A 14,624-nucleotide genomic window follows, 5' to 3' on the forward strand; every position below is an offset into this window, starting at 1 on the left:
ATACTCGGGGGATGAGCCACAACGTCCCCGCCGCGCCCGGGACGCCCGCGCCGTACGACGCCGTCGTGCTGGCCGGCGGCGCCGCCCGGCGGCTCGGCGGGGCCGACAAACCCGGGCTGCGGGTCGGCGGCCGGGCGCTGCTCGACCGGGTGCTCACCGCCTGCGCGGGTGCCCGTACGACGGTCGTCGTGGCCGCCCGGCGGCCCACGGTGCGGCCGGTGCTGTGGACGCACGAGGAGCCGCACGGCGCCGGACCGGTCGCCGCGCTGGCGGCAGGACTGCGACTGACCACCGCCGAGCACGCCGTCGTGCTCTCCGCCGACCTGCCCTTCCTCGAACCGGCCACCCTCCAGCGCCTGTTGGCCGCCCTGCGCGAGAGCGGAGCCGACGGCGCGCTGCTCACCGACGCCGGCGGCCGCGACCAGCCGCTCGTCGCCGCCTACCGCACCGGCGCACTGCGCCGCGAACTGGGCAGCCTCGCGGCCGGATCCGACGGCCTGACCGGGCTGCCCCTGCGCCGGCTGACCGGCGCCCTCCGCCTCACCCGTGTCCCGGACCCGCTCGCGTCCTTCGACTGCGACACCTGGGACGACATCGCCGACGCCAGGGCACGCATCAGGGAGCATGGGCACGTGTTGGATGAATGGATCTCCGCAGTCAAGGACGAGCTGGGCATCGACCTCGACGTCGACACCGGCGTCCTGCTCGACCTGGCCCGGGACGCCGCGCACGGCGTCGCCCGGCCCGCCGCCCCGCTGACCACTTTCCTCGTCGGCTACGCCGCCGCCCAGGGCAAGGGAGGCCCCGAGGCCGTCGCCGAGGCCGCCCGCAAGGCCACCGCGCTGGCCTTGCGCTGGGAAGAGGAGAACGAGGCGAAGGACGGGGGCGGGGACGGCAGCGGCCCGGACACCCCGGACGCCGGATGACCGCCCCCGACACCCGGAGCGGGGCGCCCGCGCAGGACAGCGACGACCTCGACCTGGAGGTGGCCCTCGCCCTCGTGAGAGAACCCAGGGACCACGACGCGGGCCAGACGCCCGCTCCGGAGCCTGATGCAGACGGCGAACGGCACCGGGCCACCCCTTGGAACCAGGCTCGCGAGACCGCCGCCCGTGCCGCGCGCGCCCGCCCCCGCCGCGCCCCCGTCTCCGTGCCGCTCGACGACGCCCTCGGCCTGGTCCTGGCCGCCCCCCTCGACGCCCTCACCGACCTGCCCTCGTTCGACACCTCCGCGATGGACGGCTGGGCGGTCGCGGGACCCGGCCCCTGGCAGGTGCGCGAGGAAGGCGTGCTCGCCGGGCACGGCCTGCCCGAGCCGCTCACCGACGGCGAGGCCGCGCGCATCGCGACCGGCGCCCGTATCCCCGCCGACACCACCGCGGTCCTGCGCGGCGAGCACGGCCACACCGACTCACAGGGCCGGCTGCACGCCACCCGGGACCTGGTGCACGGCCAGGACATCCGCCCGCGCGGCCAGGAGTGCCGCAAGGGCGACCAGTTGCTGCCCATCGGCACCCTGGTCACCCCCGCCGTCCTCGGCCTCGCCGCCGCAGCCGGATACGACACCGTCACCGTCGTGCCCCGGCCGCGTGCCGAAGTCCTCGTCCTCGGCGACGAGTTGCTGACCGAGGGCCTGCCGCACGACGGGCTGATCCGGGACGCGCTCGGCCCGCTGCTGCCGCCCTGGCTGCGCGCGCTCGGCGCCGAGGTCGTCGCGGTGCGGCGGATCGGCGACGACGCCGAGGCCCTGCACCGTGCCGTCACCGGCTCCGACGCCGACCTGATCGTCACCACCGGCGGCACCGCCGCGGGCCCGCGCGACCACGTGCATCCGATCCTGGACCGGATCGGTGCCGAACTCCTCGTCGACGGGGTCACGGTGCGCCCCGGCCACCCCATGCTGCTGGCCCGCACCAAGGACGACCAGCATCTCGTCGGCCTCCCCGGCAATCCCCTCGCGGCAGTCTCCGGCCTGCTCACGCTCGCCGAGCCGCTGCTGCGCACCCTCGCCGCCCACCCGGCCCCCGAGCGGTACGCACTGCCGCTGACCGAGGCGGTCCAGGGACACCCGGACGACACCCGGCTCGTCCCCGTGGTGCTGCGCGGCGACCGTGCCGTACCGCTGCACTACAACGGCCCGGCCATGCTCCGCGGGGTCGCCGCCGCCGACGCGCTGGCCGTCGTACCGTCCGGCGGGGCACCGCAGAACGCGCAGACCGAGCTGCTGGATCTGCCGTGGGCGAGCGCCGGGATCGGGGTGTGTTTCACGTGAAACGTCCGGGCCATGTCGCTGTACCGGATCAGTGGCGGGGTGCCGCACGCTGAATGGTGATCAACCGGTCCCCGGCCCGGAGGGTCTCCGCTCGGGGATCGGCATGGTCCAGCATCTCCTTGCCCCGCACGACGGCGACGACAAGATCGGGGCTCTGGCGTGGAGAGTGCCCCACCTCGCCCGGGGACACCCCTCGCTCCACAAGATCCAGCCCGCTCCCGTACGTCATGAGGTCTTCCAGGACGTCCGCGCTGCGTGCACTGGACATGGCCACACCGAGCAGACGGCCGGCCGAGCTGGAACTGGTGATCACGGCGTTGGCACCGCTCTGCTTCACCAGCGGCACGTTCTCGTCCTCTCGGACGGCGACGACGATCGAGGCTCTCTTGTTGAGCTGCCGAGCGGTGAGGGTGACCAGCGTTGCGGTGTCGTCGCGCTGGGGAGCCACGATGACGTGAGCTGCCTGGTGCAGTTCGGCCCTGCTCAGAGTCTCTGCGCGGGTGGCGTCGCCGTGGACCGCGGCGAGCCCGTCACTGGTGGCGAGGTCCACCGCCTTCTTCTGCGGATCGACCACGACGATCTGATCCTTCGACGTCCCCTGTCCCAGAAGGGTCTCGACGGCATGACGGCCCTTCGTGCCGTACCCGACCACGACCACGTGATCGCGGATGCGGGCGCGCCAGCGTTCGATCCGGACCTGGTTCCGCGTGCGCTCGGTGAGCACCTCCAGCGTGGTGCCGACCAGGATGATCAGGAACAGCACACGCAGGGGTGTGACGACGAAGATGTTGGTGAGCCGGGCGCCGTGGCTGACCGGGGTGATGTCGCCGTAACCGGTGGTGGAAAGGGTGACGGTCGCGTAGTACGCCGAATCGACCAGGTCCACCGTGCCGTCTGCGCTGTCTCGATAGCCGTCACGGTCGAGCCACACGAGCAGGGCCGTGAGGGCGAGCACCAGCAGCGCCAGGGCCAGGCGCCGGAGCACCTGTTGCAGGGGCGGCACCGTCGCCCCGGCCGGCAAGCGGACCGATTGGCCGTCCTCGGTTCTGGACCAGTACCGCAGGGACCGCAGGAGTGGAAGGCGGGTTCTGTCCGAGCCGGGTCCGGGTTGCCTTGGGGCACTCATTGCGCGTTTCCTCTGCTGTACGACATCGTGACGCTGGAGATCGCTCCAGCATTGTTGCCCTTGGCTTTCCGTATGAAGCATGGGGACCACCCACTGATGATTCAGAGGCACACGTTGCGGGATCACACCGTCGTCATCGGCTTCGGCACCAAGGGACGGTCGGCGATCCGGACCGTCTGCGCGACCGGGCTGAAGACGGAACAGGTGGTCGTGGTCGACCCCAGTGCCACGGCCGTCGACGCGGCGATCGCCGAGGGCTACGCCGGAGTCATGGGCGACGCCACCCGCAGTGACGTGCTCAAGCGGGCCGAGCTGCACAAGGCCCGGCAGGTCATCGTGGCGCCGCAGCGCGACGACACCGCCGTCCTCGTCACGCTGACGGCCCGGCAGCTCAACCGGGGCGCGAAGATCGTGGCCGCCGTGCGCGAGGAGGAGAACGCCCCGCTGCTCAAGCAGTCCGGCGCCGACGCGGTCATCACCAGCGCCAGCGCGGCCGGCCGGCTGCTCGGCCTGTCCGTGCTCAGCCCCGCCGCCGGCATGGTCATGGAGGACCTGATCCAGCAGGGCAGCGGACTGGACCTCGTCGAACGGCCGGTGGTGCGCGGCGAGGTGGGAAAGCGGCCGCGGGAGACCGGCGACCTCGTGGTGAGCGTCGTACGCGGACACCGGCTGCTCGGCTACGACGACCCGGCCGTCGGCGTCCTCCAGCTCACCGACCGGCTCATCACCATCGTCCGCGTGTCCCCCGGCAACCGGGCCACCCCGCGCATCCGGCCGCGGCCGCTCGACTGAGCGCCGGGCCCGAGGGCGCACGTCTGGGGAGCCTGCCCGGGACAGGGCACCCACGGGGAGTAGCGTCACCGGCATGCATGCGATCACGATTCCCGAACCTGGTGGTCCCGAGGCGCTGGTGTGGGCGGAGGTCCCCGATCCGGTGCTCGGCGAGGGCGAGGTGCTGGTCGAGGTGGTGGCCAGCGCCGTCAACCGTGCGGACGTCCTGCAGCGGCAGGGCTTCTACAGCCCGCCGCCCGGCGCCTCCCCCTACCCCGGCCTGGAATGCTCCGGCAGGATCGCCGCGCTCGGCCCCGGCGTCTCCGGCTGGGCCGTCGGCGACCCGGTGTGCGGACTGCTCGCGGGCGGCGGATACGCCGAGAAGGTCGTCGTACCGGCCGGGCAGCTGCTGCCCGTGCCCGAGGGCATCGACCTCACGCGGGCGGCCGCGCTGCCCGAGGTGGTCTGCACCGTCTGGTCCAACGTGTTCATGATCGCCCACCTGCGGCCCGGCGAGACGCTGCTCGTGCACGGCGGCTCCAGCGGCATCGGCACCATGGCCATCCAGCTCGCCAAGGCCGTCGGTGCCAAGGTCGCGGTGACCGCCGGGACGAAGGAGAAGCTGGAGCGCTGCGCCGAGCTCGGCGCGGACATCCTGATCAACTACCGCGAGCAGGACTTCGTCGCCGAGGTCAAGCAGGCCACCGGGGGTGCCGGGGCCGATGTGATCCTCGACAACATGGGGGCGAAGTACCTGGAGCGCAACGTCGACGCGCTCGCCGTCAGCGGCCGGCTCGCCATCATCGGCATGCAGGGCGGGGTGAAGGGCGAGCTGAACATCGGCGCCCTGCTCACCAAGCGGGCCGCGATCAGCGCGACCTCGCTGCGCGCCCGGCCGCTCGGCGAGAAGGCGGCCATCGTGGCCGCCGTACGCGAGCACGTGTGGCCCCTCATCGCCTCCGGACACGTCCGTCCGGTCGTCGACCGAGAACTTCCCATGCCGGAGGCGGCCGAGGCGCACCGGGTCCTGGAGGCCAGCGGTCATGTGGGCAAGGTGTTGCTGGTGGTGCCGTAGGGAACGGTGCCCGATCGACGCGCCCGCGCGGCTGTGCACCTCGCCGCGCCGGTGCCGCCGCCCCGCCGCCGTCAGCCCCTGCGGAGTCTCAGGCCGAGGAACGCCAGGCCCAGGCCGATGAGGACCAGGCCGCTGCCCAGCGGGAGGAGCTGGAGCACCGGCTCGGCGGCGGTATCGCCCTGGGGGGCGGCGTGGCGGGCCGGGGTCCGGTCGAGACCGGCCTTGCCGGAGGCGTCCGGGGCCGTCGGCGTCACGGCGGGGAGGTCCGCGGTCTCCGGCTCCTCCGCCCGGCCCGTGCCGGGGGCCCGGGTGGGCACGGGGGCGTCGCCGCCCTCCACCTCGGCCGCGGGCCCGTCCGGCCGGCCCGGCCGCAGCCGCCCCTCGCCCGCCAGGCTGCCCGCCCGGGTCGGGTCGGCGGCCCCGGGGTGGTACGAGGCGGAGGCGGAGTCGGAGGGCATGGGGACGGGCGAGGCGGTGGCGCTGGGGGAGGCCCGGTCACCCCGGTCACCGTGATCCGGTGCCCCCGGCCGGTTCCCCGGGGCCTCCGGCCGGCCACTGACCGAACCGTTCGAGCCGCCCGAGCCGTTCGACTGAGCCGAGTGGCCGGGGTGCTTCGCGTGACTGGAGCCGGAGCCGGAGTGGTGTGGGCGGTTCTGGCCGGCCGCGGTCCCGGGGCCGGGGTCGGCCGCGCAGGCGGGCAGGGCATACGCGGTGCCGGTGCCGTACGCCGGCAGGGCCGCCGTCACGGCGAGGGCGAGCAGCAGGCGTACGGAGCGGAGGATGAGTCGCAGCCATGGAGTCACGTCGGTGACCTCCCGGAGCCCGGATGCGGTGATCGATGGATGACCGACAGAAACAAGCCTCACATTCATTGACAATCAGGGCATTTCAGAATGCTCCGTCGGGTCGAAACGGTGGATCACTCCCAGGAGGGGGCACCACGGTGGTGAGGTATACGGGTGCGAGAGAATGGCGGCATGGAGATGCCGAGGAACGAACGGTCGCCGGAGAATCCTCAGATCCTCGTCGTGGGCCAGGACGGAATGGCGCTCGGCGGCGGCAACGGGGACGAGGACTCCCGCGAGATCCCGGTGACGGAGCAGGTGGAACAGCCGGCCAAGGTCATGCGGATCGGCAGCATGATCAAGCAGCTCCTGGAGGAGGTGCGCGCGGCTCCTCTGGACGAGGCCAGCCGGGTCCGGCTGAAGGAGATCCACGCCAGCTCGGTGAAGGAGCTGGAGGACGGCCTGGCACCGGAACTGGTCGAGGAACTGGAGCGGCTCTCCCTGCCGTTCAACGACGACGCCACCCCGAGCGACGCGGAACTGCGGATCGCGCAGGCGCAGTTGGTGGGCTGGCTCGAAGGCCTCTTCCACGGGATCCAGACGACGCTCTTCGCCCAGCAGATGGCCGCGCGGGCCCAACTGGAGCAGATGCGCCGCGCGCTGCCGCCCGGTGTCACGGGCCACGAGGGCGACGACCCGCACGCAGGCGGCCGAGCGGGCGGGCCGTACCTGTGACGACCGGCCCGCATCCGTGACGACCGGCCCGCACCCGCGAGGATGCGGGCCGCACCCGTGACGATGCGGCCCATAGCGCGAACGACCGGGGCCCGGCACGGAAAGTGCCGGGCCCATCTTCGTCCGCCCAACCGTTGCCGTCGTCGAGGAGAAGCGTCAACGCCTCTCGGTTCGTGGCGATTTCAGGCGGGATTGCCGTTCGACACCTTCAGCTGGATGGTGCCCGCGTTCTTCGGGTCGACGGCCGTTCCCGCGGCGGGGAACTCGTCCAGCACCGTGCCGTCCCCCCAGGTGTTGTCGTTCACGGGCGTGACCTCGTAACTCCAGCTCGCGGCCTGCAAACACGCCTTCACCGAGTTGATGTCCTTGTACCGGAAGTCCGGCAGCTCGACCTTCTTCGTGTCGTTGTAGGCCTCGGTCGGCTCGGTGCACTTGGTCTTGTCGATGACCCGGGTGGTGTCGGGGCCGCGGTAGCCCGCCTGGTGCGAGGTGGACGCCGAGGCGCTCGCACCGCCGCCGCCCGCGTTGCCGTCGTTGCCGCCGCTGTTCAGGGTCAGCGCGACGATCAGGCCGACGACCGCGACCAGCGACACCGCGATCGAGCCGATGATCACCGGCTTGTTGCCCTTGCCGCCGCCGGCGGTGTGCGTGGCCGTCTGGGCCGTCGGCGCCGTGACCCCGTACGGCGGCGGGGTCGGCGCCTGCGCGGCCTGCGGGGCGTAGCCCGCCGGGGGCGGCGTCTGGTAGCCGCCCTGCTGCGGGTAGCCGTAGGCGGCCGGGCCGGGGGTCTGCGGCGCGCCGTACGGACCCGGCTGGTACGGCGTCTGCACGGGGCCGGGGGCCGACTGGGCGGTCTGGTCGACCGGCGGGAACACCGCGGAGCCGACGCCCGAGCCGCTCTGCGTCGGCGCGGTGCCCGGCACGATGCTCGGCGCGGCCGCCTGCAAGGAGGCGGCGACGCGCAGGCACTCGTCGCGCATGGCCTCGGCGGTCGGGAAGCGCTCGTTCGGGTTCTTCTTCAGCGCGCGGGCGACCAGCGCGTCCACCGCCGGCGGCAGGGACCGGTTGATCGTGGAGGGCGCGACCGGCTCCTCCTGCACGTGCGCGTACGCGATGGCGAGCGGCGAGTCCGCGTCGAACGGCAGCCGCCCGGTGACCAGCTGGAACAGCATGATGCCGACGGAGTAGAGGTCCGAGCGGGCGTCCACGCCGCGGCCGAGTGCCTGCTCCGGCGAGAGGTACTGCGGGGTGCCGACGACCATGCCGGTCTGGGTCATCGAGGTGACCCCGGACTGCATGGCGCGGGCGATGCCGAAGTCCATGACCTTGACCACGCCACGCTTGGTCACCATCACGTTGCCCGGCTTGATGTCGCGGTGGACCAGCCCCATCTCGTGGCTGATGTCCAGCGCCGCCAGCACGTCGGCGGTGACCTTCAGGGCCTTGTCGGCGGGCATCGCGCCGTACTGCCGGACGTCCTCGTCGAGGACCGAGCCCAGCGGACGGCCCTCGATGTACTCCATGACGATGTACGGCATGGCCGTGCCGCCGAGATCGTCCTCGCCGGTGTCGAAGACCGAGACGATGTTGGTGTGCGTGAGCTTGGCCACGGCCTGGGCCTCGCGGCGGAAACGCTCACGGAACGCCTGTTCCCGGCCGAGCTCGGTGTGCAGTGTCTTGATCGCGACCTGGCGGTCGAGCACGGCGTCGTACGCCAGGTGCACCGAGGCCATGCCGCCCTCGCCCAGCAGGTCCCGCAGCTGGTAGCGGCCGCCCGCGAGGGCCTGTCCCGCATACCGGCCGTGCGCGCCGTCCTGGCTCATCTCTCCCCGTCCCCCACCGGCCGTCCGGCACCTTCGCTCATCGCAGGGCCTTGATCGAACGTGTCATTACCGGCCAAGTCTGCCCCAGGGCACTGACACGTCAAGCTCGGTGCCCGTTCCGTGACCGTACGCGCAAGAAGCGTCGCGCAAGCGTTACAGGGGGCGTACGACCGGCACACAGAATTTGCACGACAGCGCGTGCTAGAGGTTTCATGGCCGGTCACGCTCGTGGCTGGTCCCGGTTCCCGTTCCGAACCGGTGGCCCCCGCGAAGGCTGTAGCGTGGCCGACGGAGACCGTGACAACACCGCGCGCACCGCGGGCAGAAACGACGGCGAGGACTGATGGCACAGACGCAGCGCGCCCAGGGCCCGTCCGACCCCGAGGCGAGTGGCGGCGGCATGTCGGACGCGCCGGAGTTGTGGGGCAACGGCGGGCTCGTCGGCGACGGCCGCTACCGGCTGACCCACCGGCTGGGCCGGGGCGGCATGGCCGAGGTCTTCGCGGCCGAGGACGTCCGGCTGGGCCGGACCGTCGCGGTCAAGCTGCTGCGCGCCGACCTGGCCGAGGATCCCGTCTCCAAGGCCCGCTTCACCCGCGAGGCACAGTCCGTCGCCGGCCTCAACCACCACGCGATCGTCGCCGTGTACGACTCCGGCGAGGACTTCGTGGGCGGCCAGTCCGTGCCGTACATCGTGATGGAGCTGGTCGAGGGCCGCACCATCCGCGACCTGCTGATGAACGCCGAGGCGCCGGGCCCCGAGCAGGCCCTGATCATCGTCTCGGGCGTGCTGGAAGCGCTTGCCTACTCGCACCAGCACGGCATCGTGCACCGCGACATCAAGCCGGCCAACGTGATCATCACGAACAGCGGCGCCGTCAAGGTGATGGACTTCGGCATCGCGCGTGCGCTGCACGGCGCCCAGTCGACGATGACGCAGACCGGCATGGTCATGGGCACGCCGCAGTACCTCTCCCCGGAGCAGGCGCTCGGCAAGGCCGTCGACCACCGCTCCGACCTGTACGCGACCGGCTGCCTGCTGTACGAACTCCTCGCGCTGCGGCCCCCGTTCACCGGTGAGACCCCGCTGTCGGTGGTCTACCAGCACGTCCAGGACATGCCGGTCCCGCCGTCGCAGGTCACCGACGGCTGCCCGCCGGAGCTGGACGGCCTGGTGATGCGCTCGCTCGCCAAGGAGCCGGACGACCGGTTCCAGACGGCCGAGGAGATGCGCGGGCTGATCCAGTACGGCCTGCAGATGCTCTACGAGGCGGGCGGCCACACCGGCACCTGGAACACCGGCCCGGTGCAGTCGCACGACGGCCGGCACACCCCGGCGGGCGGCTTCACGGGGACGACCGCGATGCAGCACCCGGGCGACTTCGGCTCCGGCACCGCGCAGATCCCGCAGCCGATCCTGCCCTCCCGGTACGGCAACGGCGACGACGGCGGCTTCGAGGGGCACGGCAACAGGGGCGGCGGGCGCGGCAAGCTGTGGATCGTCGCGGTCCTCGCGGTGATCGCGATCGCGGCGGGCGTCGCGTTCGCGCTGAACAACGCGGGCGGCAGCGGGAAGACCGGCGGCGACACCCAGCAGACGACGACGCCCTCGCAGTCCACGACGGACGACTCGACGTCCCCGTCGCCGTCGGACAGCACCTCCGACCAGCCGACCGGCTCCAGCACGGACAACGGCTCGGACACCGGCTCGGGCGGCACCGGCTACACCCCGACGGATCCGCAGACCACGCGGTCGCAGACCACGCGCCCGACGGATCCGCAGACCACGCCGTCGCAGTCCACGGGCACGAGTACGACCAACGGCGGGACGACCAACGGCGGGACGACCAATGGCGGGACGACCAATGGCGGCACGACCAATGGCGGGACGACCAATGGCGGGACGACCAATGGCGGCACGACCAACGGCACCACGAACGGCGGCACGACCACCGGCACCACGAACGGCGGTACGGACGCGGGCGTGACGTCCGGCGTGACGGGCGACCCCACCGCCTGAAGGACACCTCCGGCGCCCGTGGCCGCATCCCCGTGACGCCGTCGCGTGACGGCCTCCCCGTGAGCCGACCGACGCCCGGGGCGGGTGCGGGCGCCGTCAGCCGGTGAACGCCTCGCAGACGGCGTCGTACTCCCGCGTCCACCACACCACGAGTGCCGACGCGGCCGGGAACTGACAGTCCGCGCGCGTGTCACGGCGTTCGTAGTGCCAGCGCAGCATCCAGAAGTCGTTCAGCCGCTCCCACCACACCCGGTGCACGGCCGCCGACAGCTCCGAGGGCGTGGCCCCGGCCGCGCGTCGGTACGCGCGCGCGTAGGCGCGTACTTTCGGCAGGTCCAGGGCGCCCGCGGGGCGTACGAAGAAGATCACCGCGGCGCGTACGGCCTCCTCCGCGCGGGGCTGCACGCCAAGCCGGTCCCAGTCGACGATGGCCGCGGGCACGCCGTCCTTGTAGAGCAGGTTGAACGGGTGGAAGTCGCCGTGCACCCAGCCCACCGAGCCCCCGCGCGGGGGGCGCCGGTCCGCGTGCTGCTCCAGGAGCGCGCGGCGTTCCAGAAGCCGGTGCCGGGCCAGCTCGTCGAAGGCGTCGGCGGGACGGCGGCGCCGGACCCGGCCGAGCAGGTCGTCGATGAGGTCGAAGGTGTCGTCCGGGTCGGCGCTCTCCACGGGATGAGGGCTCGTGGCCGGACGCGTGCGCCCCTTGGGCGGCATCACGCGCTCCAGGCAGGCGTGCACGGCGCCCAGGACCGCTCCCAGGCGCGCGCTCTCGGGCCGGGTGAGCTGGCCGCCGTGGCGGTGCCGGCCGTCGATCCAGGGGTGCAGGGCGTAGGCGTGGCCGCCGACGACGGCGACCGTACGGCCCTCGCGGGACGCGAGCGGCACGGGGACGGGGACGCCCAGGTCGGCCAGGCGTCGGGTGGCCAGGTGACGGCGCTCGATGGCGGCCGGGTCGGCCGTGTCGGGGTCGAAATGGTGCTTCAGGAAATAGCTGCCGCGGGTGGTGCACACCCGGTATCCGCGATTGAGGAGGCCCTGCACGACCGGTTCACAGGTGAGAGCGCTACCGGCGGAGTACATGCGGAGCACGTCGCCCAGAGGGGGCGCTTGGGGTACGAGGGGTGGTACACAAGAGCGCGGCACGCCGCAGATGCTAGGGCACGAAAAGCCCCCGTGAGCTGGGCGTTGTCACAAGCAGTCGACGATGATCGCTTTCGGTCACGCGCCAGGCTTTATCAGAGATTTCCGTCGCTTCCGCTCTTTTCCACCTGCCTGCCGAGTTTGGGAAGCGGACGCGAAACGTAATTCTTGATCGTCTTCACGGCGGGATGCAAGGCGGGACGCAAACGCTCGCCGATCCGGAGCGGCTCGCTGCCGCGGATCGCCTCCCGGCGCACCTCGGCCCCGCTGCCGTCCGGCGGCCGTCGAGGAGAAATGCCATGATTTTTCCGCCCTCGTGCACGGAAGGAGTCTCCCACGCAAACTCTTCCCGTGACCTGGGTGCGCGGGATAACGTGCGCTTGCTCCGGCCTTTCGCGAGGCTGTGACCAGCACGCTTCCCCGTCCCTTCGACTTTACTTGGAAATCCAAGCAAAGCCGCAGGTCAGATGGGGTTTCACAGAAATGTGAGGCACTGGGTAACGTGTTGGTTGCAGGGCGCTCGCCGGGGCACCTGTCACGCCTGTTCCCGGCCGAGTGGCACCCACCCCGTGCCCCGTGGTCGAAACAGGTGAGCCGCACTGGCCTACCGGCAACCCCGGGGGCCGGAACGACGGAGGAGCACACGTGACCGTGGACAGCAGTGCCGCGCGCCAGCCGCGACGCAGCGCCGCAGACAAGGCCGGCAAGACCGGTACCGGAGCGAAGTCCGGCAGGTCCGGCACCGCGTCCGGAGCCACCGGTACCCAGCGCACCACCCGCACCACCCGTACCGCCGCGAAGAAGAGCGCCGAGCCCGAGCTCGTCCAGCTCCTGACGCCCGAGGGCAAGCGGGTCAAGAACGCCGAGTACGACGCCTACGTCGCCGGCATCACCCCCGAAGACCTGCGCGGCCTGTACCGCGACATGGTGCTCACCCGCCGCTTCGACGCCGAGGCCACCGCCCTCCAGCGCCAGGGCGAGCTGGGCCTGTGGGCCTCCCTGCTGGGCCAGGAGGCCGCCCAGATCGGCTCCGGGCGGGCCACCCGCGAGGACGACTACGTCTTCCCGACCTACCGCGAGCACGGCGTGGCCTGGTGCCGCGGGGTCGACCCGACCAACCTGCTCGGCATGTTCCGCGGTGTGAACAACGGCGGCTGGGATCCCAACAGCAACAACTTCCACCTGTACACGATCGTCATCGGCTCCCAGACGCTGCACGCCACCGGCTACGCGATGGGCATCGCCAAGGACGGCGCGGACAGCGCGGTCATCGCCTACTTCGGCGACGGCGCCTCCAGCCAGGGCGATGTGGCCGAATCGTTCACCTTCTCCGCGGTCTACAACGCCCCGGTCGTGTTCTTCTGCCAGAACAACCAGTGGGCGATCTCCGAACCGACCGAGAAGCAGACCCGGGTGCCGCTCTACCAGCGCGCCCAGGGCTACGGCTTCCCCGGCGTCCGTGTCGACGGCAACGACGTGCTGGCCTGCCTCGCGGTGACCAAGTGGGCGCTGGAGCGCGCCCGCAGGGGCGAGGGCCCCACCCTGGTGGAGGCGTTCACCTACCGGATGGGCGCCCACACCACCTCGGACGACCCCACCCGCTACCGGGCCGACGACGAGCGCGCGGCCTGGGAGGCCAAGGACCCGATCCTGCGCCTGCGCCGGTACCTGGAAGCCTCAAACCACGCGGACGAGGGATTCTTCGCGGAACTCGAGGCCGAGTCCGAGGCGTTGGGCAAACGAGTGCGCGAAGTGGTCCGTGCCATGCCCGACCCGGATCATTTCGCCATCTTCGAGAACGTGTACGCGGACGGGCACGCGCTCGTCGACGAGGAGCGCGCCCAGTTCGCCGCCTACCAGGCGTCGTTCGCGGACGCATCTGAAGGGGGTCACTGACATGGCCGAGAAGATGGCGATGGCCAAGGCCATCAACGAGTCGCTGCGCCGTGCCCTGGAGACCGACCCCAAGGTCCTGATCATGGGCGAGGACGTCGGCAAGCTCGGCGGTGTGTTCCGGGTGACGGACGGCCTGCAGAAGGACTTCGGTGAGAGCCGGGTCATCGACACCCCGCTCGCGGAGTCCGGCATCGTGGGCACCGCGATCGGCCTGGCCCTGCGCGGCTACCGCCCGGTGGTGGAGATCCAGTTCGACGGCTTCGTCTTCCCTGCCTACGACCAGATCGTCACCCAGCTCGCGAAGATGCACGCGCGCTCGCTGGGCAAGGTCAAGATGCCGGTCGTCGTCCGCATCCCCTACGGCGGCGGCATCGGCGCGGTCGAGCACCACTCCGAGTCCCCCGAGGCGCTCTTCGCGCACGTGGCGGGCCTGAAGGTGGTCAGCCCCTCCAACGCCTCGGACGCGTACTGGATGATGCAGCAGGCCATCCAGAGCGACGACCCGGTGATCTACTTCGAGCCCAAGCGCCGCTACTGGGACAAGGCCGAGGTGGACGTCGACGCGATCCCCGCGCCGCTGCACAGGGCGCAGGTCGTCCGCGAGGGCACCGACCTGACCCTGGCGGCGTACGGCCCGATGGTGAAGCTGTGCCAGGAGGTCGCGAACGCGGCTGCCGAGGAGGGCAAGTCCCTGGAGGTCCTGGACCTGCGCTCGGTCTCCCCGCTGGACTTCGACGCGATCCAGACGTCCGTCGAGAAGACCCGCCGCCTGGTCGTCGTCCACGAGGCGCCGGTGTTCCTCGGTTCCGGCGCGGAGATCGCCGCCCGCATCACCGAGCGCTGCTTCTACCACCTGGAGGCCCCGGTGCTCCGGGTCGGCGGCTACCACGCCCCGTACCCGCCGGCCCGCCTGGAGGAGGAGTACCTGCCGGACCTGGACCGCGTGCTCGACGCCGTCGACCGCTCGCTGGCGTACTGAGGAGA

At 72.0% G+C, this 14,624-nt stretch carries 12 protein-coding genes and 1 pseudogene; 8 read left to right on the top strand and 5 right to left on the bottom strand.

Going from position 1 to position 14,624, the window contains the following annotated elements:
* The first annotated feature begins 11 nt into the window (after nt 1-11).
* Both ACZ4MF_RS05240 and ACZ4MF_RS05245 read left to right on the top strand, forming a co-directional pair.
* On the top strand, nt 12-926 hold the full coding sequence (locus ACZ4MF_RS05240; protein ID WP_467489941.1) for an NTP transferase domain-containing protein: 915 nt from the start codon (nt 12-14) through the stop codon (nt 924-926).
* On the top strand, nt 923-2,272 hold the full coding sequence (locus ACZ4MF_RS05245) for a molybdopterin molybdotransferase MoeA (RefSeq protein WP_467489943.1): 1,350 nt from the start codon (nt 923-925) through the stop codon (nt 2,270-2,272). The genes ACZ4MF_RS05240 and ACZ4MF_RS05245 overlap by 4 nt, the downstream gene beginning before the upstream one ends.
* 28 nt (nt 2,273-2,300) lie before the next feature.
* Here the strand turns inward: ACZ4MF_RS05245 and ACZ4MF_RS05250 are convergent, their stop codons facing one another.
* Nucleotides 2,301-3,398 (bottom strand): potassium channel family protein, encoded by a 1,098-nt coding sequence (locus tag ACZ4MF_RS05250; protein WP_467489945.1) that lies wholly within the window; start codon nt 3,396-3,398, stop codon nt 2,301-2,303.
* A 105-nt stretch (nt 3,399-3,503) separates the two neighbouring features.
* Here ACZ4MF_RS05250 and ACZ4MF_RS05255 point away from each other — a divergent pair.
* Nucleotides 3,504-4,190 (top strand): annotated as a pseudogene (locus ACZ4MF_RS05255) (potassium channel family protein); the annotation flags it as partial.
* 73 nt (nt 4,191-4,263) lie between these two features.
* Nucleotides 4,264-5,244, top strand: a complete 981-nt coding sequence (locus ACZ4MF_RS05260) for an NAD(P)H-quinone oxidoreductase (protein WP_467489947.1) — start codon at nt 4,264-4,266, stop codon at nt 5,242-5,244.
* A gap of 71 nt (nt 5,245-5,315) precedes the next feature.
* Here ACZ4MF_RS05260 and ACZ4MF_RS05265 read toward each other — a convergent pair whose 3' ends face one another.
* A complete protein-coding gene (locus ACZ4MF_RS05265; protein ID WP_467489949.1) occupies nt 5,316-6,047 on the bottom strand; it encodes a hypothetical protein in 732 nt (243 codons plus the stop codon).
* Between the two features lie 174 nt (nt 6,048-6,221).
* Between ACZ4MF_RS05265 and ACZ4MF_RS05270 the strand changes: the two genes are divergently transcribed.
* Entirely contained in the window at nt 6,222-6,764 is a 543-nt protein-coding gene (locus ACZ4MF_RS05270) for a bacterial proteasome activator family protein (protein ID WP_356025999.1), read from the top strand.
* A gap of 182 nt (nt 6,765-6,946) precedes the next feature.
* Here ACZ4MF_RS05270 and ACZ4MF_RS05275 read toward each other — a convergent pair whose 3' ends face one another.
* Nucleotides 6,947-8,587, bottom strand: a complete 1,641-nt coding sequence (locus ACZ4MF_RS05275; protein ID WP_467489951.1) for a protein kinase domain-containing protein — start codon at nt 8,585-8,587, stop codon at nt 6,947-6,949.
* Nucleotides 8,588-8,930: 343 nt separating this feature from the next.
* Here ACZ4MF_RS05275 and ACZ4MF_RS05280 point away from each other — a divergent pair, with 343 nt between their 5' ends.
* Nucleotides 8,931-10,607, top strand: a complete 1,677-nt coding sequence (locus ACZ4MF_RS05280; RefSeq protein ID WP_467489953.1) for a protein kinase domain-containing protein — start codon at nt 8,931-8,933, stop codon at nt 10,605-10,607.
* Between the two features lie 96 nt (nt 10,608-10,703).
* On the opposite strand, the gene ACZ4MF_RS05285 is transcribed toward ACZ4MF_RS05280, so the two are convergent.
* The gene (locus ACZ4MF_RS05285) at nt 10,704-11,684 is read right to left on the bottom strand and encodes a phosphotransferase (RefSeq protein WP_467489955.1); all 981 of its coding nucleotides are present in this window, start codon (nt 11,682-11,684) and stop codon (nt 10,704-10,706) included.
* Nucleotides 11,685-11,839: 155 nt separating this feature from the next.
* Nucleotides 11,840-12,082 (bottom strand): hypothetical protein, encoded by a 243-nt coding sequence (locus ACZ4MF_RS05290; RefSeq protein WP_467489957.1) that lies wholly within the window; start codon nt 12,080-12,082, stop codon nt 11,840-11,842.
* A gap of 307 nt (nt 12,083-12,389) precedes the next feature.
* On the opposite strand from ACZ4MF_RS05290, the gene pdhA reads away from it, so the two are divergent.
* Both pdhA and ACZ4MF_RS05300 read left to right on the top strand, forming a co-directional pair.
* Nucleotides 12,390-13,640, top strand: a complete 1,251-nt coding sequence (pdhA, locus tag ACZ4MF_RS05295; protein WP_467489959.1) for a pyruvate dehydrogenase (acetyl-transferring) E1 component subunit alpha — start codon at nt 12,390-12,392, stop codon at nt 13,638-13,640.
* Nucleotide 13,641: 1 nt separating this feature from the next.
* Entirely contained in the window at nt 13,642-14,619 is a 978-nt protein-coding gene (locus ACZ4MF_RS05300; protein ID WP_467489961.1) for an alpha-ketoacid dehydrogenase subunit beta, read from the top strand.
* Nucleotides 14,620-14,624: the final 5 nt, after the last annotated feature.

The sequence above is a fragment of the Streptomyces sp. NPDC025793 genome, from assembly GCF_055558375.1.